General features: G+C 71.9%; 16 protein-coding genes. 8 read left to right on the forward strand and 8 right to left on the reverse strand.

What is annotated here, in order from left to right:
• Positions 1 to 27: 27 nt before the first annotated feature.
• On the reverse strand, positions 28 to 1,056 hold the full coding sequence (locus ACFY3J_RS22205) for a LacI family DNA-binding transcriptional regulator (RefSeq protein ID WP_384177119.1): 1,029 nt from the start codon (positions 1,054 to 1,056) through the stop codon (positions 28 to 30).
• Positions 1,053 to 3,500 (reverse strand): glycoside hydrolase family 2 protein, encoded by a 2,448-nt coding sequence (locus tag ACFY3J_RS22210; RefSeq protein ID WP_390841555.1) that lies wholly within the window; start codon positions 3,498 to 3,500, stop codon positions 1,053 to 1,055. The genes ACFY3J_RS22205 and ACFY3J_RS22210 overlap by 4 nt, the downstream gene beginning before the upstream one ends.
• Positions 3,501 to 3,669: 169 nt before the next feature.
• Between ACFY3J_RS22210 and ACFY3J_RS22215 the strand changes: the two genes are divergently transcribed.
• Genes ACFY3J_RS22215 through ACFY3J_RS22225 form a run of 3 tightly spaced genes read left to right on the forward strand, consistent with a single transcriptional unit; the run spans position 3,670 to position 6,742 of the window.
• Entirely contained in the window at positions 3,670 to 4,980 is a 1,311-nt protein-coding gene (locus ACFY3J_RS22215) for an extracellular solute-binding protein (protein ID WP_390841556.1), read from the forward strand.
• Positions 4,980 to 5,915, forward strand: a complete 936-nt coding sequence (locus ACFY3J_RS22220; protein WP_384177113.1) for a carbohydrate ABC transporter permease — start codon at positions 4,980 to 4,982, stop codon at positions 5,913 to 5,915. The genes ACFY3J_RS22215 and ACFY3J_RS22220 overlap by 1 nt, the downstream gene beginning before the upstream one ends.
• Positions 5,912 to 6,742 (forward strand): carbohydrate ABC transporter permease, encoded by an 831-nt coding sequence (locus tag ACFY3J_RS22225; RefSeq protein WP_384177111.1) that lies wholly within the window; start codon positions 5,912 to 5,914, stop codon positions 6,740 to 6,742. The genes ACFY3J_RS22220 and ACFY3J_RS22225 overlap by 4 nt, the downstream gene beginning before the upstream one ends.
• 80 nt (positions 6,743 to 6,822) lie before the next feature.
• Here ACFY3J_RS22225 and ACFY3J_RS22230 read toward each other — a convergent pair whose 3' ends face one another.
• The 3 genes from ACFY3J_RS22230 to ACFY3J_RS22240 form a co-directional block, all read right to left on the reverse strand.
• On the reverse strand, positions 6,823 to 8,112 hold the full coding sequence (locus ACFY3J_RS22230; RefSeq protein ID WP_384177109.1) for a ribonuclease D: 1,290 nt from the start codon (positions 8,110 to 8,112) through the stop codon (positions 6,823 to 6,825).
• A gap of 273 nt (positions 8,113 to 8,385) precedes the next feature.
• A complete protein-coding gene (locus ACFY3J_RS22235; RefSeq protein WP_100572546.1) occupies positions 8,386 to 9,048 on the reverse strand; it encodes a response regulator transcription factor in 663 nt (220 codons plus the stop codon).
• 349 nt (positions 9,049 to 9,397) lie between these two features.
• Positions 9,398 to 10,081: a DUF3000 domain-containing protein gene (locus tag ACFY3J_RS22240; RefSeq protein ID WP_390841557.1), complete on the reverse strand. Its 684-nt coding sequence runs from the start codon at positions 10,079 to 10,081 to the stop codon at positions 9,398 to 9,400.
• 125 nt (positions 10,082 to 10,206) lie between these two features.
• Here ACFY3J_RS22240 and hemE point away from each other — a divergent pair, with 125 nt between their 5' ends.
• A complete protein-coding gene (hemE, locus tag ACFY3J_RS22245) occupies positions 10,207 to 11,277 on the forward strand; it encodes a uroporphyrinogen decarboxylase (RefSeq protein ID WP_390841558.1) in 1,071 nt (356 codons plus the stop codon).
• A gap of 78 nt (positions 11,278 to 11,355) precedes the next feature.
• On the opposite strand, the gene ACFY3J_RS22250 is transcribed toward hemE, so the two are convergent.
• Both ACFY3J_RS22250 and ACFY3J_RS22255 read right to left on the reverse strand, forming a co-directional pair.
• Positions 11,356 to 12,708 (reverse strand): glutamine synthetase family protein, encoded by a 1,353-nt coding sequence (locus tag ACFY3J_RS22250; protein WP_390841559.1) that lies wholly within the window; start codon positions 12,706 to 12,708, stop codon positions 11,356 to 11,358.
• Positions 12,709 to 12,931: 223 nt separating this feature from the next.
• The gene (locus ACFY3J_RS22255; RefSeq protein WP_390841560.1) at positions 12,932 to 13,726 is read right to left on the reverse strand and encodes a FadR/GntR family transcriptional regulator; all 795 of its coding nucleotides are present in this window, start codon (positions 13,724 to 13,726) and stop codon (positions 12,932 to 12,934) included.
• 83 nt (positions 13,727 to 13,809) lie between these two features.
• Here ACFY3J_RS22255 and ACFY3J_RS22260 point away from each other — a divergent pair, with 83 nt between their 5' ends.
• Positions 13,810 to 14,691 carry a carbon-nitrogen hydrolase family protein gene (locus ACFY3J_RS22260; RefSeq protein WP_384177101.1) on the forward strand — a complete coding sequence of 294 codons (882 nt, stop codon included), beginning with the start codon at positions 13,810 to 13,812 and terminating at the stop codon, positions 14,689 to 14,691.
• Positions 14,692 to 14,784: 93 nt separating this feature from the next.
• Positions 14,785 to 16,143 carry an APC family permease gene (locus ACFY3J_RS22265; protein WP_390841561.1) on the forward strand — a complete coding sequence of 453 codons (1,359 nt, stop codon included), beginning with the start codon at positions 14,785 to 14,787 and terminating at the stop codon, positions 16,141 to 16,143.
• A gap of 58 nt (positions 16,144 to 16,201) precedes the next feature.
• On the opposite strand, the gene ACFY3J_RS22270 is transcribed toward ACFY3J_RS22265, so the two are convergent.
• A complete protein-coding gene (locus ACFY3J_RS22270; RefSeq protein ID WP_384177097.1) occupies positions 16,202 to 16,858 on the reverse strand; it encodes a GntR family transcriptional regulator in 657 nt (218 codons plus the stop codon).
• A 187-nt stretch (positions 16,859 to 17,045) separates the two neighbouring features.
• Between ACFY3J_RS22270 and ACFY3J_RS22275 the strand changes: the two genes are divergently transcribed.
• Together ACFY3J_RS22275 and ACFY3J_RS22280 are read left to right on the forward strand one after the other, a co-directional pair.
• On the forward strand, positions 17,046 to 18,083 hold the full coding sequence (locus ACFY3J_RS22275) for a Rieske 2Fe-2S domain-containing protein (RefSeq protein ID WP_390841562.1): 1,038 nt from the start codon (positions 17,046 to 17,048) through the stop codon (positions 18,081 to 18,083).
• A gap of 5 nt (positions 18,084 to 18,088) precedes the next feature.
• Positions 18,089 to 19,102, forward strand: coding sequence for a succinylglutamate desuccinylase/aspartoacylase family protein (locus tag ACFY3J_RS22280; RefSeq protein WP_390841563.1), 1,014 nt, complete (start codon positions 18,089 to 18,091; stop codon positions 19,100 to 19,102).
• Positions 19,103 to 19,207 lie beyond the last annotated feature (105 nt).

Raw genomic sequence — 19,207 nt, forward strand, 5'->3', positions numbered from 1 at the left:
CAGTCCCCGCGCCCACAGCGGCGAAGGTCACACTCCCGGCGGTGCCGTTGAACCCCGCGGGGTCAGCACCGGAGTCGGCACGGGATGCGAGCCCGGACCCTCCTCCAGCAGGATGCCGAACAGCGTGCGGGCCACGTCCGCGCCGAAGCCGTGCACGTCGTGGCTCATCGCCGACAGCGTCGGGTGGGTCAGCCGGCACAGCTGGGAGTCGTCCCAGGCCAGCAGGGACACGTCGGCCGGGACGCGCAGGCCCATCTCCGCCGCCACCGACAGTCCGGCCACCGCCATGATGTCGTTGTCGTAGACGATCGCCGTGGGCCGCTCCGGCGGGGCCGCGGACAGCAGCGAGCGCGTCGCCCGCGCCCCCGTCTCGCCGGAGAAGTCGGTCGCCACCTGCCACGCACCGGCCAGCCGAAGGCTCCGCGCCGCCGCGTCGAACGCCGCCGCGCGGATCGCCGTGTGCCCGAGGGCCGCCGCGCCGCCGACCCGGGCGATCCGCCGGTGCCCGAGCGCCGCCAGATAGCGCACGGCCTCGGTGACCGCGGTGGCGTCGTCGGTCCACACCGAGGTGAGTCCGCCGGTCAGCGACGGGTGTCCCACGGCGACCGCGGGCAGCCCGATCCGCCGCGCCACGGCCGGACGGGGATCGTCGGTGCCGAAGTCGACCAGGATCGAGCCCGCGATCTGCCGTGCCTTCCACCACGTCTCCAGCAGGCCCGCCTCCTCCCGCGGTTCGCGTACGAGCCGCAGCAGCAGCGAGCAGGAGTGCTCGGCGAGGACGCTCTCCACCCCCGATATGAACTCCATGTAGAAGGGTTCGAGCCCGAGCAGCCGGGCCGGCCGGCAGATCGTGAGCCCGACCACGTCCACGCGCGAGCCGGCCAGCGACCGGGCGGCCGGGTTCGGCGCCCAGCCCAGCTCGCGCGCGGCCCGGAAGATGCGGTCGCGGGTCGCCTCCGAAAGGCCCGGCTTGCGGTTGAAGGCCAGCGACACCGCCCCTTTGGACACCCCGGCACGGGCGGCGACGTCCTTGATGGTGACGCGGGGTGCCGTCATCGGGCGGGCTCCAGGCAGTACAGGGCCGACCGGACGGCGTCGGCCGCCTCCCGGCCGCCGGGGATCCTCCAGCCGTCGACCCCGATGGTCACCCGTTCACCGGGGAGCAGGGTGACCAGCCCCGTGTCGGCCCGTGCGGAAGGGTGCAGCCGGTCGGCCTGGAGCAGCAGGTCCCGCACCAGGGTGCGGGCCGTCACGGTGACCGCGTCCGGCGCGACGGACACGTCGAACTCCGGCCGCGGACAGAGGAATTCGCGGTCCGGCACCGGGAAGTGCAGCGCCCGCAGGCCTCCTCCGCTCTCGGCTTCCCCCCCAAGTTCTCGACTTCGCTCGAACAGGGGGGACCTCCACGCGTCCGCGACCAGGAACTCCTTCGGGCCGGCCGGGACCAGTTCGGGCGGGACGGCGACGTCCGCGACCGTGCGCGCCGCGGCGCGCAGGGCCGTGCGCGTGGAGGCGACGACCTCGCCCGCGACGTTCATCCGGCGCAGGGTGAGTTCAGCCGCCCATGGCGCGGCCGACTGGTTGACCGCGGCCAGTACCAGCTCGCCGTCCCGCGCCCGGAGGGTCAGCAGCCGGTCCGCGTAGAGCCGTTTCAGCTCGTGGTACAACGGCTTCTCCCGCCCGTCGCCGTCGATCGCCGCCCAGGACGTCACCGGCCAGCAGTCGTTGAGCTGCCACACGACGGTGCCCGCGCACACCGGCCAGTGCGAGCGCCAGTGCTCGATGCCGGTGGCCACCGCCCGCGCCTGGTTGAGCTGGGTGAGGTAGTGCCAGCGGCCGAAGTCCCCCTCGGGCAGGGCGAAGTGCGGGGCCAGTCCGCGCTCCAGCTTGCCGTTGCCGTCGTCGGCCTTCTGGTGGTGCAGCATGCCGGGGGAGTCCGGGGCGAGTTCCTCGCCGGGCAGCGCGCGGCGCAGGGTCGCGTACGCGGGCGGCGCCTGCCAGCCGAACTCGGCCACGAAACGCGGCACGTTCAGCCGGTAGTCCGCCCAGTCGCGCCGGTTCCACACCTCCCACGAGTGGTGCGTGCCGTGCGCCGGGTCGTTGGGGTGGTGCGCCCAGGACCCGGACCAGGGGCTGCCCGCCGTGTACGGCCGGGTCGGGTCGAGTTCGGCCACCACCCGGGGCAGCAGCCCCAGGTAGTACCCCTCGCCCCACGAGTCGCCGGCCAGCCGCGGCTCCCAGCCCCAGTCCCTGAAGCCCCACAGGTTCTCGTTGTTGCCGTTCCACAGCACGAGCGAGGGATGCGGCATCAGGCGTACGACGTTCTCGCGGGCCTCGGCCTCCACCTCGCCGCGCAGCGGCTGCTCCTCGGGGTAGGCGGCGCAGGCGAACGGGAAGTCCTGCCAGACCAGCAGGCCGAGTTCGTCGCAGGCGTCGTAGAAGTCCTCGCTCTCGTAGATCCCGCCGCCCCAGACCCGGACGAGGTCCACCCCCGCCGCTGCCGCCTGGCCGAGCCGCTCCCGGTAGCGTTCGCGGGTGATCCGGGAGGGGAACACGTCGTCCGGGATCCAGTTGACGCCGCGCGCGAAGAGCCGCTCTCCGTTGACCACGAGGGTGAAGCCGCTGCCGTGCTCGTCGGCCGAGGTGTCCAGCTCCACGGTCCTGAAGCCGATCCTGTGACGCCGCGCGTCCAGCACCACCGTGCCGTGCAGCAGCGTCAACTCCAGCTCGTACAACGGCTGTCCGCCGTACCCCCGGGGCCACCACAGATCGGCTTCCGGCACCCGGAGCCGTACGGCCACGGCCGTGCCGTCGACAGCCGCCCGCGCCCGCACCCCTCCCACCCGGGCCTCGACGGCGAGTTGGGCCTCGGAGCGGGTCCGCTCCACCCCGATGTGCACCTCGACCACGCCCGTGCCGTCCTCGACGGTGACGACAGGGCGCACCCGCTCGATCCTGGCCGTGGACCACGACTCCAGCCGCACCGGGCGCCAGATGCCCGCCGTGACCAGGGTCGGCCCCCAGTCCCAGCCGAAGGAGCAGGCCATCTTGCGGATGTGGGCGAAGGGTTCGGCATAGGCGGAGGGCCGCTCTCCGACACGTGCGCGCACGGCCTCCGCCTCGGTGTACGCGGAGTCGAAGCGCACCGTCAGGTTCCCCCGGCGGCCCGTCACGTCGAAACGGTACGAGCGGTGCATGTTGCGCACCCGGCCCAGCCGCCCGCCGTCCAGGGCGATCTCGGCGGCGGTGTCGAGCCCGTCGAAGACCAGGTCGGTCCGCTCGTGCTCCGAGCCGGTGTCCAGCCGCCTCTCGTACGTCCACTCCCGGCGGCCCACCCAGGCCACGTCCGCCTCGTTCCGGCCGAGGAAGGGATCCGGGATCAGCCCCGCGGCCAGCAGATCCGTGTGCACGCAGCCCGGCACGGCCGCCGGGAGCGCCGCACCCGCGTCGTCGGGGTGTCGCAGGATCCATCCCTCGGTGAGCGGTGTGGCCCGAAGCATGCGCCCTCCCTAAACCGGTCCAACCCAACTGGCCTGTGGTGCAGCAGCGTTGGCGAGTTTCGGACTTTACCGGTTGAGAAAGCGCTGTCAGAGTGCCGAACCAGCCAACCCGGCCGTCCGGCCGGCCCATCCGCAGTGCTCGTCCGTCCGCAGAACGGAGCTGACGCACATGAACCGCCGCACTTTTCTCGCCGCGACCACCGCGGCCCTGCTGCTCACCGGGTGCACCGGCACCGGAGGCGTCTCGAAGGGGCAGGACGCCGAGGCACCCGACGACCCCGCGAAGGTGAGCGGGACCATCACCGTCCTCACCCAGCGCACCGACCTGGTGCAGGACGGCACGATGAAGAAGTACGCCGCCGCCTTCAACCGGACGTATCCGAAGGTGAAGGTGGAGTTCCAGGCCCTCACCGACTACGAGTCCGAAGTCAAGATCCGGATGAACACCGAGAACTACGGCGACGTCCTGATGATCCCCGGGGTGATCAAGAAGAGTGACTACCCGAAGTTCTTCGCCTCGCTCGGCACCCGGGCCGAGCGCGCCGAGAAGTACCGGTTCACCGACTTCACCACGGTCGACGGCAAGGTCTACGGGCAGAGCCCGATCGGCGTGATGCCCGGCTTCGTCTACAACAAGAAGGTCTGGGAGCGGGCCGGGATCACCGCGTGGCCCACCACGTCCGCCCAGTTCCTGGCCGATCTGAAGGCCATCAAGGACAGGACCGGCGCGACCCCGTACTACACCAACTTCGCCGCCCAGTGGCCGCTCACCTCCTGGACCTACGTCAACGGTTCCGTGCACTGCGACACCGGCGCGACGACGAAGCTGGCCGAGGGCGATCCCTGGGCGCGGGGCGCGGACCTGCGGGTCGGCGACACCCTGCTGTACGACATCGTGCGTCGGGGCCTGGCCGAGAAGGACCCGACCACCACCAACTGGGAGGCCTCCAAGGCCCGGCTGGCCAAGGGCGAGATCGCCACGCAGTGGCTCGGCACCTGGGCGATCATCCAGTTCCAGGACGCTGCCGAGAGGGCCGGAGTGGACCCCGGCGACATCGGGTTCATGCCCTTCCCGGCCCAGACGGACGGCACGTTCTGCGGGGTCGTGGGCCCCGACTACAACCAGGCCGTCAACATCCACTCCCGGCACAAGGCCGCGGCCCGCGCCTGGATCGACTGGTTCACCGACCGGTCCGGCTACGACAAGGACAACCTCGCCATCTCCCCGCTGAAGGACGCGCCCCTGCCGGAGGTCCTCACGCCGTACCGGGACGCGGGCGTGAAGTTCATCGAACTGGACGACACCGCGGGCGCCCGGGTGAAGCTGATCGACGACGAGTCCGAGGTCGGCATCTACAAGCCCGGCTACCGGCAGAACCTTGTCGACCTCGCGCGCGGTGCCCGCAAGGGCAGCCTCGACGGCTTCCTGGGCGACCTCGGCGGGAAGTGGACGGCGGCGCGGAAGAACGCGGGGTCCTGATGACGGACACCACCGCCGGGCCGGCCGCGCCGCCCGTCGCCGCCACCCCGGCCCCCGTCCCGCGCCGCGCGCGCGTGCGGCGGGGGCTGACCCCCTGGCTCTTCCTGCTCGCCCCGCTCGCCCTGCTGATCACCTTCACCTACGCGCCGGTCGCCAACATGGTCGCGTACAGCTTCACCGACTGGGACGGGGTGAGTCCCGAGCTGCACTACACCGGCGGCCACAACTACACCGAACTGTTCACCCGCCCCGAGCTGTTCGAGGTGTTCTTCGTCAGCGGCTACTACCTCGCCGCCTCCGCCGTGCAGATCGTCGCCGCCCTGTACTTCGCCACCGTGCTCAGCTTCGACGTGCGGTTCAGGAACTTCTTCAAGGGCGTGCTCTTCTTCCCGTACCTGATCAACGGCGTCGCGATCGGCTTCGTCTTCCTCTACTTCTTCCAGGACGGGGGCACCCTCGACTCCGTCCTGGCCCTGTTCGGCCGGCACTCCTCGCACGCCTGGCTGGGTACGCCCGTCTCCGCGAACACCTCGCTCGCCGGGGTCTCCGTCTGGCGCTACCTGGGCCTGAACTTCGTCCTGTTCCTGGGCGCGATCCAGTCCATCCCGGGGGAACTGTACGAGGCCGCCGAACTGGACGGGGCGAACCGCTGGCAGCAGTTCCGGCACATCATCGCGCCCGGTATCAAGCCGGTGCTGACCCTGACCGTGATCCTGTCCGTCTCCGGCTCGCTGTCGGCCTTCGAGATCCCGTACATCATGACCGGCGGGGCGACCGGCACCGAGACCTTCGTGATCCAGACCGTGAAGCTGGCCTTCCAGTTCAACAAGACGGGGCTCGCCTCGGCGGCCGCGGTCGTGCTGCTGCTGATCATCCTTGCGGTGACCTGGGCCCAGCGGCGTCTCGTCCCCGACGACAGGGTGGACCTGGTATGACGCGCCGCATCGTCGCCCGGACCCTGGTGTACGCCTCGCTGGCCGCCGCGTCGGTGGTCGTACTGCTCCCGCTCGGTGTGGTCCTGCTGACCTCGCTGAAGACGCCGGAGGAGATGGCCGACGACGGCGGGGCGCTCTCGCTCCCCGGCGATCCGCTGAACCTCCGCAACTACGCCACGGCGTTCCAGGACGGCCGGATGCTCGCCGCGTTCGGCAACACTGCCTTCATCCTGGTCTTCGCCATCGGAGGCACCGTGCTGATCGGCTCCATGACGGCCTACGCGATCGACCGCTTCACCTTCCGCTTCAAGAAGCTCGTGGTGGCGCTGTTCCTGGTGGCCGCGCTGGTCCCCGGCGTCACCACCCAGGTGGCGACCTTCCAGATCGTCAACGGCTTCGGCCTGTTCGACACGCGCTGGGCGCCGATCGCCCTCTACATGGGCACGGACATCGTGTCGATCTACATCTTCCTCCAGTTCGTCCGGTCCATCCCCCTGTCCCTGGACGAGGCGGCACGCCTGGACGGCGCCAACGCCTTCACGATCTACCGGAAGATCATCTTTCCGCTGCTGAAGCCCGCGATCGCGACGGTCGTGATCGTGAAGGGGATCACCGTCTACAACGACTTCTACATCCCCTTCCTCTACATGCCCTCCGAGGATCTTGGCGTGATCTCGACGTCCCTGTTCCGCTTCCGCGGCCCCTTCGGCGCCCACTGGGAGACGATCTCGGCAGGAGCGGTCCTCGTCATCCTGCCGACCCTGATCGTCTTCCTGTTCCTCCAGCGCTTCGTCTACAACGGCTTCATGAAGGGGGCGACCAGGTAGGGCACGGGCACCCGGGCGACGGGGGAGACGCGCCCGGCCGGACAGGTCCTGACGGTCCTGGGCGCCCCTGGCCGCCAGTGCTAGGCGCCTCCGGCCGCCAGCGCCTTCACCAGTACCGGCGTGACCTGCTCCACCTGCCAGGGCCGCGCACCGTACCCGGCGAGGGCGGCGCCGACCGACTCGGCGTCGGCGCCCTTCGGCGGCTCCCAGCACAGGCGCCGTACGGCGTCCGGCGCGACGAGGTTCTCCTGCGGCATGTTCAGCCGCTCGGCCAGCTCCGACACCGCGGTCTTGGCGGCGGCGAGCCGTGCCGCCGCCACCGGGTCCTTGTCGGCCCACGCCCGCGGCGGCGGAGGCCCGGTCACCTGCTGCCCCTGCTGCGGCAGCGCCGACTCGGGAAGGGCCTTGGCCCGCTCCACCGCGGTCTGCCACTGCTCCAGCTGCCGCCGGCCGGTCCGGTGCCCGAAGCCGTTCAGCGCGGTGAGCGCGTGCACATTGGCCGGCAGGGCGAGCGCGGCCTCCACGATGGCCGCGTCCGAGAGCACCTTGCCCGGCGACACGTCCCGCCGCTGGGCGATCCGGTCCCGGGTCTGCCACAGCTCCCGCACGACGGCGAGCTGCCGCCTGCGGCGCACCTTGTGCATCCCGGAGGTACGCCGCCAGGGATCCTTGCGCGGCTCGGCCGGCGGCGCCGAGGCGATGGCGTCGAACTCCTGAAGGGCCCACTCCAGCTTGCCCTGCCGGTCCAGCTCCTTCTCCAGGGCGTCGCGCAGGTCGACGAGCAGCTCCACGTCGAGCGCCGCGTACCGCAGCCACGGCTCGGGCAGCGGCCGGTTCGACCAGTCGACGGCGGAGTGGCCCTTCTCCAGGACGAAGCCCAGCACGCCCTCGACCATCGCGCCGAGCCCGACCCGTGGGAACCCGGCGAGCCGGCCGGCCAGTTCGGTGTCGAACAGGCTGGTCGGCAGCATGCCTATCTCGCGCAGGCACGGCAGATCCTGGGTGGCCGCGTGCAGCACCCACTCGACACCGGACAGCGCCCCGCCGAGAGCGGACAGGTCGGGGCAGGCGACGGGGTCGATCAGCGCGGTGCCGGCGCCCTCGCGGCGCAGCTGCACCAGGTAGGCGCGCTGGCCGTAGCGGTAGCCGGAGGCCCGTTCGGCGTCGACGGCGACGGGGCCGGAGCCGGCCGCGAACGCGGCGGTCACCTCGGCGAGCGCGTCCGCGTCGGCGATCACGGGCGGGATGCCCTCACGGGGTTCGAGCAGAGGGATCGGCGCCCCGGTGTCAGAAGATCCGCCGTCGTCCGGAGGGGCGCCTCCGGTGGTTCGCAGTGAGCTGTCTGCTGCGGTCTCTTGGGCGTCGGTCACATGTCAAGAGTATCCGTGGATGGACGGCGCCCGCCGACGGAACGTTCCGTCGGCGGGCGCCGGGGGGTCGTAAACCGGTCAGGCAGGTGATACGTCCGGTGCACGACCGGCAGGGGGTACGCGCGGAGCGCGACCGGGGGGACGACGGGGGGAGGGGACGGTTTCTCGGGCGGACGGAGCGGGTGCTGAACGTGCTGTCGGGGGGACGGGGGAGAGGCGAGCGGGGATCGGGGATGGCGACGGACAAGTCGGGAAAGGGGCTGGTCGGGACGGTCAGTGGATGATGCCGGTCCGCAGGGCCACGGCGACCATGCCGGCCCGGTCGCCGGTGCCGAGCTTGCGGGCGATGCGGGCGAGGTGGCTCTTGACGGTCAGCGCGGACAGGCCCATCGAGACGCCGATCGCCTTGTTCGACTGACCCTCCGCGACCAGCCGCAGCACCTCGACCTCGCGGCCGGAGAGCTCGCGGAAACCACCCGGGTGGCTCGGGGCGCCCGGGGGGCGGCGGTGCAGTCGGGCGGCGGCGGCGCCGATGGGGGCGGCGCCGGGCCGGGTGGGTAGCCCGACGTTGGTGCGGGTGCCGGTGACGACATAGCCCTTGACACCGCCGGCCAGGGCGTTGCGCACGGCGCCGATGTCGTCGGCGGCGGACAGGGCCAGGCCGTTGGGCCATCCGGCGGCACGGGTCTCGGACAGCAGGGTGAGCCCGGAGCCGTCGGGCAGGTGGACGTCGGCTACGCAGATGTCACGCGGGTTGCCGATACGGGGACGGGCCTCCGCGACGGACGACGCCTCGATGACGTCACGGACTCCGAGCGCCCACAGATGACGGGTGACGGTGGAACGCACGCGCGGGTCCGCCACGACGACCATGGCGGTCGGCTTGTTCGGGCGGTAGGCGACCAGGCTTGCGGGCTGCTCGAGGAGAACGGACACCAGGCCTCCTGGGGGGGGTGGGGGGACGGGGCCGGCTTGTGGGGATGAAGCCGGGAAGAACCGTGCTTGCAAGGTCACAGTGGTCTTCGGCACCAAACCCGTTGTCCTTTAGAGAATGATCACGATCTGGTGAGTGACCGAGCGTTTAATTCGAACGCATTGTCGATAATCCGAAGGTCGAATCGGTTCGCTTGGGTGTCGTTCGGGAGCGATACCTGCCTGAAAGTGGCCGTATCGACAAAGAAACGGCAAGCGGTCGGTGAGGTGCCCGGACAGGTGTTCGCGCGCGGGTGCGGGGCCTCGTCAGTGTGGGTGCCCGTCCCTCGTCAGCGCGGGGACGGGTCCGCCGTCAGCGCGACTGCGGGCCGCGCCGCTGCGGCAGCGTCACCACCGACGCGTCCCCCGGACCGGCCGGCGGCAGCCCGGCGACCTGGGCGAGCAGATCGCACCAGGACGCCAGGTGCGCCGCGGTGTCCGGCGCCCCGCCCAGCCCCTCCCGGGGCGTCCAGGAGGCGCGGATCTCGATCTGCGAGGCGGCCGGGCGGGACGACAGCCCGCCGAAGTAGTGCGAACTCGCACGCGTGACGGTCCCGCTCGGCTCGCCGTACATCAGCCCGCGCGCCTGGAGTGCCCCGGTCAGCCACGACCAGCACACGTCCGGCAGCAGCGGGTCGGAGGCCATCTCCGGCTCCAGCTCCGCGCGCACCAGCGTCACCAGCCGGAAGGTGCCCTGCCAGGCGTCGTGCCCGGCCGGGTCGTGCAGCAGCACCAGCCGGCCGTCGGCCAGGTCCTGCTCCCCGTCGACGACCGTGGCCTCCAGCGCGTACGTGAACGGGGCGAGCCGCTGCGGCGGCGGGACCTGCTCGATCTCCAGCTGCGGCCGCAACCGCGCGGACCTCAGCGCCTCGACCGCCGCCTGGAAGGGCAACGGAGCCTGAGGCGCCCTGCTCGCATCGCAGTCCCCCTTTCCCGGATCCTTCGGATCGTCCATTCCGCCAGTGCCGTCCGACAGTCGTCCCTGAGCCGCAGCCATGCCGGGAAGATTAAGGGGAACCGGGCCTTTGTGCAGGGCAAGACACCCCGCCGCCGTCGGCGGCGCCGTCCGGGGGCCGCACACCGGGGCCTTCGCGTCATCGGGGGCATGCGAGACTTGCGGGCGTGAGTGCCAACCAGACGCCCGCAAGCCGGCAGCCGCAGACAGCCACCTACGACTCCGCCTTCCTGAAGGCGTGCAGGCGTGAACCCGTGCCGCACACGCCCGTGTGGTTCATGCGGCAGGCCGGACGCTCCCTGCCGGAGTACCGCAAGGTGCGCGAGGGCATCCCGATGCTCGAGTCCTGCATGCGCCCGGAGCTGGTCACCGAGATCACCCTCCAGCCGGTCCGCCGGCACAACGTGGACGCGGCGATCTACTTCAGCGACATCGTCGTGCCCCTCAAGGCCATCGGCATCGACCTGGACATCAAGCCCGGCATCGGCCCGGTCGTCGAGCGTCCGGTGCGCACCCGCGAGGACCTCGCGCGGCTGCGCGACCTGACCCCCGAGGACGTCTCCTACGTCACCGAGGCGATCGGCCTGCTCACCCGCGAACTCGGGTCCACCCCGCTCATCGGCTTCGCCGGCGCCCCCTTCACCCTCGCGAGCTACCTCGTGGAGGGCGGTCCCTCCCGGACGTACGAGAACGCCAAGGCGATGATGTACGGCGACCCCGAGCTGTGGGCCGACCTGCTCGACCGCCTCGCCGCCATCACGACCGCCTTCCTGAAGGTGCAGATCGAGGCGGGCGCGAGCGCCGTGCAGCTCTTCGACTCCTGGGCGGGCGCCCTCTCGCCGGTCGACTACCGCCGCTCGGTGCTGCCCGCCTCCGCCAAGGTCTTCGAGGCCGTCGCCGGGTACGGCGTCCCGCGCATCCACTTCGGCGTCGGCACCGGCGAGCTGCTCGGTCTGATGGGCGAGGCCGGCGCGGACGTCGTCGGCGTGGACTGGCGGGTCCCCCTCGACGAGGCCGCGCGCCGCGTCGGCCCCGGCAAGGCACTCCAGGGCAACCTCGACCCGACCGTGGTGTTCGCGCCCCGGAAGGCCCTGGAGGCCAAGGCCCGGGAGGTGCTGGACGCGGCGGCGGGACTGGAGGGCCACATCTTCAACCTCGGCCACGGCGTCATGCCCTCGACCGACCCCGACGCGCTCACGCACCTCGTCGAGTACGTCCACACGCAGACCGCCCGCTGACCCGCCGTCCTTCCTCCCGGTGCCAGGAGCATCGGGAGGAAGGGCGGGGCGGGCCCTTCGGCGGCCGGTCGCCGGCCGTCAGTACCGCAGGCGGGTGGCCGCCACGATGCTCTGCGGGGTCGCCCCCTCGAACCGCGCGGCCTCCGCACGCCGTACGGCGACGACCGCGCCGAACAGCGGCTCCCCGAGCGCCTCGCGCAGCACCGCCGACCGCTCGAAGTGCGCCAGTGCCTCGGTGAGCGAGGCGGGCAGCCGCTTGTGACCTCCCACCTCGGCGGGGTCACCCACGACGGGCGGCGGGAGGGTCGCGGCGGCGTCGATTCCGGCGAGGCCGGCGGCGATGACCCCGCCCACCGCCAGGTAGGGGTTGGCCGCCGCGTCGAAACTCTTGATCTCGGCGTTCGCCGCCCAGCCGGCGTCCGGTGCCCCGGCGACGAAGCGGATCGCGGCCTCCCGGTTCTCCGGGCCCCAGCACTGGAACGCACCGGCCCAGCGCGAGGGTTCGAGCCGCAGATAGCTGGCGGCCGAGGGCGCACCGAGGGCGAGCAGCGCGGGCAGCTCCCGCAGGACGCCCGCGAGGAACGCCTCGCAGACCGCCGTCATGCCGTGCGGGCCGTCCCCGTCCCGGCACAGGTTCCGGCCGTCCTGCCAGAGACTGAGGTGCAGGTGGCGACCGTTGCCGACCGCTCCCGCCTCGATGACGGGGGCGAACGACGCCGTCAGCCCGTGCCGCGCGGAGACCGCCCTGACCGTCTCCCGCACGAGCACCGCCAGATCGGCCGCTCCGACCGGGTCCGAGGGTGCCACGGACACCTCGAACTGGCCGGGCGCGTACTCCGGGTGCAGCTGCTGCACGGCGACACCCTGCGCGACGAGGGCGTCCAGCACGTCGCGCAGGTAGTCGGACAGCTCGACGAAGCGTGCCATGCCGTACGCGGGGCCCGCGGCCGGGCGGGACGGGGACGGGGACGGATCCGTGTCTCGGCCGACCACCCACTCGGTCTCGAAGCCCATCCGCAGGGCGAGACCGCGTTCGGCGGCCCGCTCGGTCATCCGCCGGGCGAACAGGCGTTGACAGCCGGGGTACGGACTGCCCCGCTGGTCGTGGCGGTCGGCAGGCGCCCAGGCCCAGCCGGGCTGGGCGGCCAGCGGGGTCAGCCGGTCGAGGTCGGGCAGGAGCCGCAGGTCGCCCTCGGGGGTGCCGGTGAGCCCGCCGCCGGTGACGGAGTCGTCGGCCAGGAACAGGTCGAAGACCGGCGGCATGGCGACACCCCACCGCACCGCGTCGGGCAGCGCCGAGACCGGCACGGTCTTGATACGGGTGATGCCCGCGGTGTCCACCATGGTGAGGACGACCCCGCTCACTCCCTGCGCCGTCAGCCGGTCGGCCTCCCCGGCCGCCCGGGCCCGCTCCTCGCGCGCGGTGGACATGGCATCCTCCTTCACCGCGTGCGGCCGTGATCGGCTTCGCGGTCGTGCTCTCGAGTGTGATCGCGGCCGGGGCGCCGACCACCGAAGCGCCCGCCCCGGATCACTTCGGTGACGTGGGCGAACGCGGCTGCGGCCGGGTGGGGGTGCCGGGACCGGCCGCGGGTGCGCCGGGCCGGCCGGGGCAGCGGGTGCGCCCGGCGCGGCAGTGGACCGCCCGTTGCTGTCAGCGTCGGTCGAGGAGGTCCATGAACATGCTCTTGTGAAGTTCCTCGACATGACGGCGCGCCACCTCGGCCGCCTCCGCCGCGTCCCCGCGCAGAATCGCCTTCACCAGGGCGCGGTGCTCGTCGTTGGAGTGGCGCAGGAAGTCCAGCGGGTAGGGCAGGTAGTAGCGGTACAGCTCCCGTAGCACGGCGCCGTAGGGCTCGGCGACGGAGTCGAGTCCGGTCGCGGCGGCCACCGCCATGTGGAACCGCTCGTCGCAGCCGTGGAACTCCGCCCAGCTCGGGGCCCGGTCCATCTCCTCGACCAGCCGGTCCAGTTCCCGCGCGGACTCCGGGTCGAGGCCGCGGACCGCGGCCAGATGGGCGACCCCGCACTCCAGGACGAGCCGGTGGTCGATCAGCTGGTGCACGTCGGCCGATGCCGCCCGGTACGTCTCGATGGCCCCGACCGTCGAGTGCGCGGGCCGCTCGGCCACCAGCGTCCCGCCCGTGCGGCCGCGTCTGCGCTCCAGCACGCCCTCCTTGCACAGGGCCACCAGGGCCCGGCGGACCGTGATCTCGGAAACGCCCAGGGCCTCGGCGATCCGGTCGCTGCCCGGCAGCCGCTCACCGGGTGCCAGCAGACCGAGATCGACGGCGAGCGCGATACGGGCCCGTACGGCGTCCAGGGCGGACAGCCGCCGGATGGCGGTGAGCGGCGGCGCGTTCAGGCCGTGCGTGGCCTGCTCCGCGCGCGCCGGGCGGGAGTTCACGGGGGAGCCGGGCATGGCGACACCGTACTCAAAAGTGCTCATCTTGAACACTCTTGTTTAAGTGCTCATCGTGCTCTATTTTTTTTCGCCATCAGGCCACCTGCTGTCCGAAAGTGGTGACTCCCGTGTCCCGGCCCCTGCCCATCGCCCTCGCGCAGGCCCCTCCGCGCTCCTCCCGCTCGCCGCTGGCCGGCTTCGCCGACGAGGTCCAGGACCTCCTCGCGAGGTTCCCCGGGACCCGTCTGGTGGTTCATCCCGAGCTGCACCTGTGCGGCGTGGAGGGCTCCCGGGAGGAACGGGAGGCCCAGCTGCGGGAGTCCGCGGAGCCGCTGGACGGCCCCCGGACCAAGATGCTCGCCGAGCTCGCGGGTGACCTGGGCATCTGGCTGCTGCCCGGCAGCGTGTGCGAGCGTGGTGCGCGGGGCGAGCTGTTCAACACCGCTCTGGCCTTCTCGCCCGAGGGCCGGCTCGCGGCCTCCTACCGCAAGGTCTTCCCGTGGCGCCCCTACGAGCCGTACGACCCCGGCGACCGATTCGTCGTGGCCGACCTGGCCGAGGCGGGCCGGATCGGCTTCGCGATCTGCTACGACGCGTGGTTCCCCGAGGTCTCCCGGCATCTGGCCTGGATGGGCGCGGAAGTGATTGTCAATCCGGTCATGACGACGACCGCCGACCGTGCCCAGGAACTGGTCCTCGCCCGGGCCAACGCCATGGTGAACCAGGTCTACGTGATCAGCGTCAATACCGCGGGACCGGTCGGCACCGGCCGCAGTCTCGTGGTGGACCCGGAGGGCCGGGTACGGGTCGAGGCCCCCGACGCCCTGCCCACCGTCCTCACCGATGTGCTCGACCTCGACGACGTCACCCGGGTCCGGACCCACGGCACGGCGGGCCTCAACCGCGTGTGGGACCAGTTCCAGGACGGTGACGCCCCCATCGAACTGCCGCTGTACCAGGGGCGGATCGACCCCCGCCGCTGGAATCCGGACCGCCGCGCCGGCGGCTGACCGCCCGGCACGTCCGCCTCCGCCCCGTCCCTACGCCCGCCGACACATCCCCGGAAGCCCGCCCGGCCCCTACGCGCCCCCTGGAGCCCCGCCATGGAACAGCCCACCCCGACGCTGAACCGGACCCTGACCCTCAGATCGGTCGTCGCCTTCGGCCTCGCCTACATGACCCCCCTGATCGTGCTCGGCACGTACGGAGTCATCGCGCAGACGACCAACGGCACCGTGCCGACCGCCTACCTGCTGGCCATGGTCGCGATGATCTTCACCGCGCACAGCTACGGCAAGATGGCCGCGGCCCATCCGGTGGCGGGCTCGGCCTACACCTACGTGCGGCGGGCCATCGACTCCAGGGCCGGCTTCCTCGTCGGGTGGGCGACGCTCCTCGACTACTTCTTCCTGCCCATGGTCATCTGGCTGATCGGCGGAGCCTACCTGCACGCCCAGTTCCCCGGCGTGCCCTTCTGGGTCTGGATCGTCGGCTTCATCGCGATCACCACCGCGTTGAACGTGCGCGGCATCCGCACCGCGGAGAAGACCAACGACCTGCTCATGATCTTCCAGGTCCTCGTCATCGGCTTCTTCGCGCTCTTCTCGCTGCTCCACGTCTTCCGCCACTCGGGCGCCAAAGGGCTGTTCAGCGCCACGCCGTTCCTCAACGACGACAGCACCCTGGTCGGCGTCTCGGCCGGAGCCGCCATCGCCGCGTACTCCTTCCTCGGCTTCGACGCCGTCACCACCCTCACCGAGGAGACCGTCGAGCCGCGGCGCACCATCCCCCGCGCGATCATGCTCATCGCCCTGATCGGCGGTGGCATCTTCGTCCTGCTCGCGTACACGACCCAGCTCGTCCACCCCGGGAGCACCTTCGCCGACCCGGACTCGGCCGCCTTCGAGATCGCCAGGACGATCGCCGGGAGCCTGTTCTCCTCGATCTTCCTGGCCGGTCTGGTGGTCGCTCAGTTCGCCTCGGGCATCGCCGCCCAGGCCAGCGCCTCCCGCCTGCTGTTCGCGATGGGCCGGGACGGTGTGCTGCCCCGCCGCTTCTTCGGGTTCGTCCACCCACGGTTCCGCACCCCCGCCGTCAACATCGTGCTGACGGGGGCGATCGGACTGGTCGCGCTGCGACTCAACGTGGCGACCTCCACGTCGTTCATCAACTTCGGCGCGTTCACCGCCTTCACCTCGGTGAACCTCAGCGTGATCGCCACCTTCCTGCGCGAGCGCCGCGCGGGCCGCAGACTGAACCCGCTCACCTACGTCGCCTTCCCGGTGATCGGCGCGGCGGTCGACATCTGGCTGCTGACGCGCCTCGACGGCAAGGCCATCACCCTGGGCCTGATCTGGCTCGCCGTGGGCGTGCTCTACCTCGCCCATCTCACCCGGCTGTTCCGGACCCCGCCGCCGGAGATCGACTTCACCGAGGAGACCAGGACCCCCGAAACGGTCTGACCGGGACCCGGGATCTGTGCCGAGGGGCCGCCGCACTGCCGGCGGCCCCTTCCGGCTTTCAGCGCGACTGCTCCGTCTCCGGCCCCGGTACCAGCTCCAGGCCGCTGTCCACGGGCAGGGTCTGCCGGTAGCCGGTGTACATGTGCTCGGTCGCCAGGCGGACCAGGCGGTCCTCGTCCGCCGCGTCGGCGGCCTCCAGGATGGCGCGGTGCTCGCTCACCATCACCGGGACGCTGCCCGGCTCGTGGACGTAGGAGCGGGTGATGCGGCGGTTGACCGGGTGGTCCCAGAGGGTGTCGATCATGCGCAGGAGCAGCGCGTTGTCGCAGGGCTCGATCAGCAGCCGGTGGAAGGCCCGGTTGAGTTCGAACTGCGCCGCCGCGTCGGCCGGGTCCGTGGCCGCCATCTCCTCGATCACCGCCGCGAGTCGGGCCAGCCGGGCCCGGTCGTGCCGCCCGCAGGCCAGGCGCAGGGCCAGCGTCTCCATCGACTGGCGCACCTGGTACACCTCGGCGATGTCCTTGGGCTGGAGGGCGTTGACGATGTATCCGCTGCCCGGCAGCCAGGTGACCAGTCCCTCGTGGGCGAGGCGGTTCAGCGCGTCCCGTACCGGGGTGCGGGACACGCCAAGGCGCTCCGCGACCTGCTCCTGCACCAGGGTGGCGTCGGCTTCCAGACCGCCCGAGACGATCTCGTCGCGGAGTCGTTCGTACACGCGGACGCCCAACGGCCTGGTGTCCCTGGGATCGTTGCGCAAAGGCTCCACGTCTGCTCTCCGTCCCTGAGGGCCGTACCCCCAACCGGATACCGCTTCCGCCGAAGAATTCCACCTCGCGCGGACCGTTGTCTTCTCTGAACCCACTGTATACGGTGTGCGCACTGCATCCAGAGGAGGTCTGGCCGTGTTCGTTCTGAACACCTGGTATGTCGCTGCCTGGTCCACGGAAGTCACTCGCGATCCCGTGCGCAGGGTCGTCTGCAAGCAACCCCTCGTGCTCTACCGCACCCAGGACGGCGCGGCGGTGGTCCTCGCCGACCGCTGTGCCCACCGCGCCTACCCGCTGTCCGCCGGCCGCACCGTGGGGGACTCCGTCGAGTGCGGGTACCACGGCTTCGCCTACGGGCCCGACGGAGTGTGCACCCGCGTCCCCGCGCAGGCCGCCATCCCCGCACGGGCCCGCGTACGGCGTTACCCGGTCGTGGAGAAGGACGGCTGGATCTGGGTGTGGACCGGCGACGAGGACCTCGCCGACGAGAGCCTGGTCCCCGACACGCACTGGATGAACGACCCCGCGTGGGCCACGGTCACCCACACGATGCTCTTCGAGTGCCGTCACGACCTCATCCACGACAACCTGCTGGACCTCACCCACGAGACGTTCCTGCACAAGACGACCGTCGGCGACGACTACATCCCGGAGTACGGCATCACGGTCGAGGTGGACGGCGACGTCGTGACCGTGGACCGGTTCATGCCCGACGTCGAGGCTCCGCCGCTGTACGCGCGGACCATGGGCATCGAGGGACTGTACGACCGGTTCCACGCCACCGAGTTCCACGTCCCGGGCTACCACGTGCTGCACTCCGGCATCACCGCCCAGGGGCGCCCGCGCGAGGAGGGCCACCTCATCAAGGTGCTCAACGGGATCACCCCGGTCGACGAGCGGACCACCTGGTACTACTACGCGTTCAGCCGCAACTTCGCGGTCGACGCCGAGTGGGCCACCAAGGAGCTCGAGGTCGGCCTGGAGACCGTGCTGCGCGAGGACGCCGACGCGCTGCGGGAGCAGGAGACCGGGATGCGGGAGCGGCCCGGCGGCGAGCACGACGTGCTCATCGGCCAGGACGCCGGTGTCGCCAAGGCCCGCCGGATCCTCAACCGGCTGCTCGCCGCCGAGCAGTCCGCCGACCGGGCCGCCGGCCGGGCAGTGAAGGGCTGAGGGCCGTGACGCGGCTGCACGGCATCGACCTCGACGCGCCGGGGCGCCAGGTCGGCGCCCTCCACCTCACCCACTCGGACAACCGGCACGACAACGGGGTCGTCCCCGTCCCGGTCGCGGTGCTCTCCGGCGCACCCGGCCCGACGGCCCTGCTCGTGGCCGGCACCCACGGTGACGAGTACGAGGGGCAGGTGGTCCTGCACCGCCTGCTGCGCGAGACCGACCCCGGGCAGTTGACCGGCCGGCTCATCGTGCTGCCGGCGCTGAACCTGCCCGCGGTCCGCGCCGCGGCCCGGGTCTCCCCGCTCGACGGCGGCAACCTCAACCGCAGCTATCCCGGGAACGGCACGGGCGGTCCCACCGACCAGCTCGCCCACGCCCTGGTCCGCGAACTGCTGCCGCACGCGGACCTGGTGATGGACCTGCACTCCGGCGGATCGACCGGCCACTACCTCCCGTCGGTCTTCGTCTACGACGGCCCCGGCCCCGAGGCCTGGCAGGCCAAGCGGCGGCTGACGGAGAGTATGGGGCTGCCGTGGACGATGGTCGTCCCCGCGCGGTTCGAGCCCGGCTCCTTCTCCACCGCCGCCGACGACGCCGGGGTCGCGATGATCTCCACCGAGCTGGGTGGCGGCGGTGAGGTCAACCCCGCGTTCGTGTCCGACGCGATCCACGGACTGCGCCGGGTGCTGGCGGGAGCCGGGATCCTCCCGGCGGATCCGGACACCCCGCCCGCCCCGCCGACCCGCTGGATCGACCTGCTCCCCGACGGCGCCGTGTACACCCCCGTCCGGGGGCTCTTCGAGCCGATCGCCCGCCTCGGCCAGGAGGTCGAGGAGGGAGACCTCATCGCCCGGATCCACCCCGTCGAGGAACTCGCCCGCCCCTCCGTCCCCGTCCTCGCCCACCGCACCGGCGTCGTCGCAGTCGTCCGCCGCCCACCCCTGGTGGACCTGGGCGACGCCCTCTACCGCCTGGCGGCGCACCGCCCGGACGCCGACACCCCGTCCTCCGGCTGACCGCCGGCACACCTCGCCCAGACCACCCGCCGACCCCACCAACGCCACTTGGCCCAGCGCCAGTTCAACCACCCGTCGACCGTTCGGCGTAGGGCTGGTTCGGCC

The organism is Streptomyces sp. NPDC001231 (genome assembly GCF_042896885.1).
Lineage (GTDB): Bacteria > Actinomycetota > Actinomycetes > Streptomycetales > Streptomycetaceae > Streptomyces.

Coding starts and splice junctions, on each gene's coding strand:
- ACFY3J_RS22205 (WP_384177119.1), bottom strand. CDS start 1,056: ATGACGGCACCCCGCGTCACCATCAAGGACGTCGCCGCCCGTGCCGGG.
- ACFY3J_RS22210 (WP_390841555.1), bottom strand. CDS start 3,500: ATGCTTCGGGCCACACCGCTCACCGAGGGATGGATCCTGCGACACCCC.
- ACFY3J_RS22215 (WP_390841556.1), top strand. CDS start 3,670: ATGAACCGCCGCACTTTTCTCGCCGCGACCACCGCGGCCCTGCTGCTC.
- ACFY3J_RS22220 (WP_384177113.1), top strand. CDS start 4,980: ATGACGGACACCACCGCCGGGCCGGCCGCGCCGCCCGTCGCCGCCACC.
- ACFY3J_RS22225 (WP_384177111.1), top strand. CDS start 5,912: ATGACGCGCCGCATCGTCGCCCGGACCCTGGTGTACGCCTCGCTGGCC.
- ACFY3J_RS22240 (WP_390841557.1), bottom strand. CDS start 10,081: ATGGCTGCGGCTCAGGGACGACTGTCGGACGGCACTGGCGGAATGGAC.
- ACFY3J_RS22250 (WP_390841559.1), bottom strand. CDS start 12,708: ATGTCCACCGCGCGCGAGGAGCGGGCCCGGGCGGCCGGGGAGGCCGAC.
- ACFY3J_RS22255 (WP_390841560.1), bottom strand. CDS start 13,726: ATGAGCACTTTTGAGTACGGTGTCGCCATGCCCGGCTCCCCCGTGAAC.
- ACFY3J_RS22265 (WP_390841561.1), top strand. CDS start 14,785: ATGGAACAGCCCACCCCGACGCTGAACCGGACCCTGACCCTCAGATCG.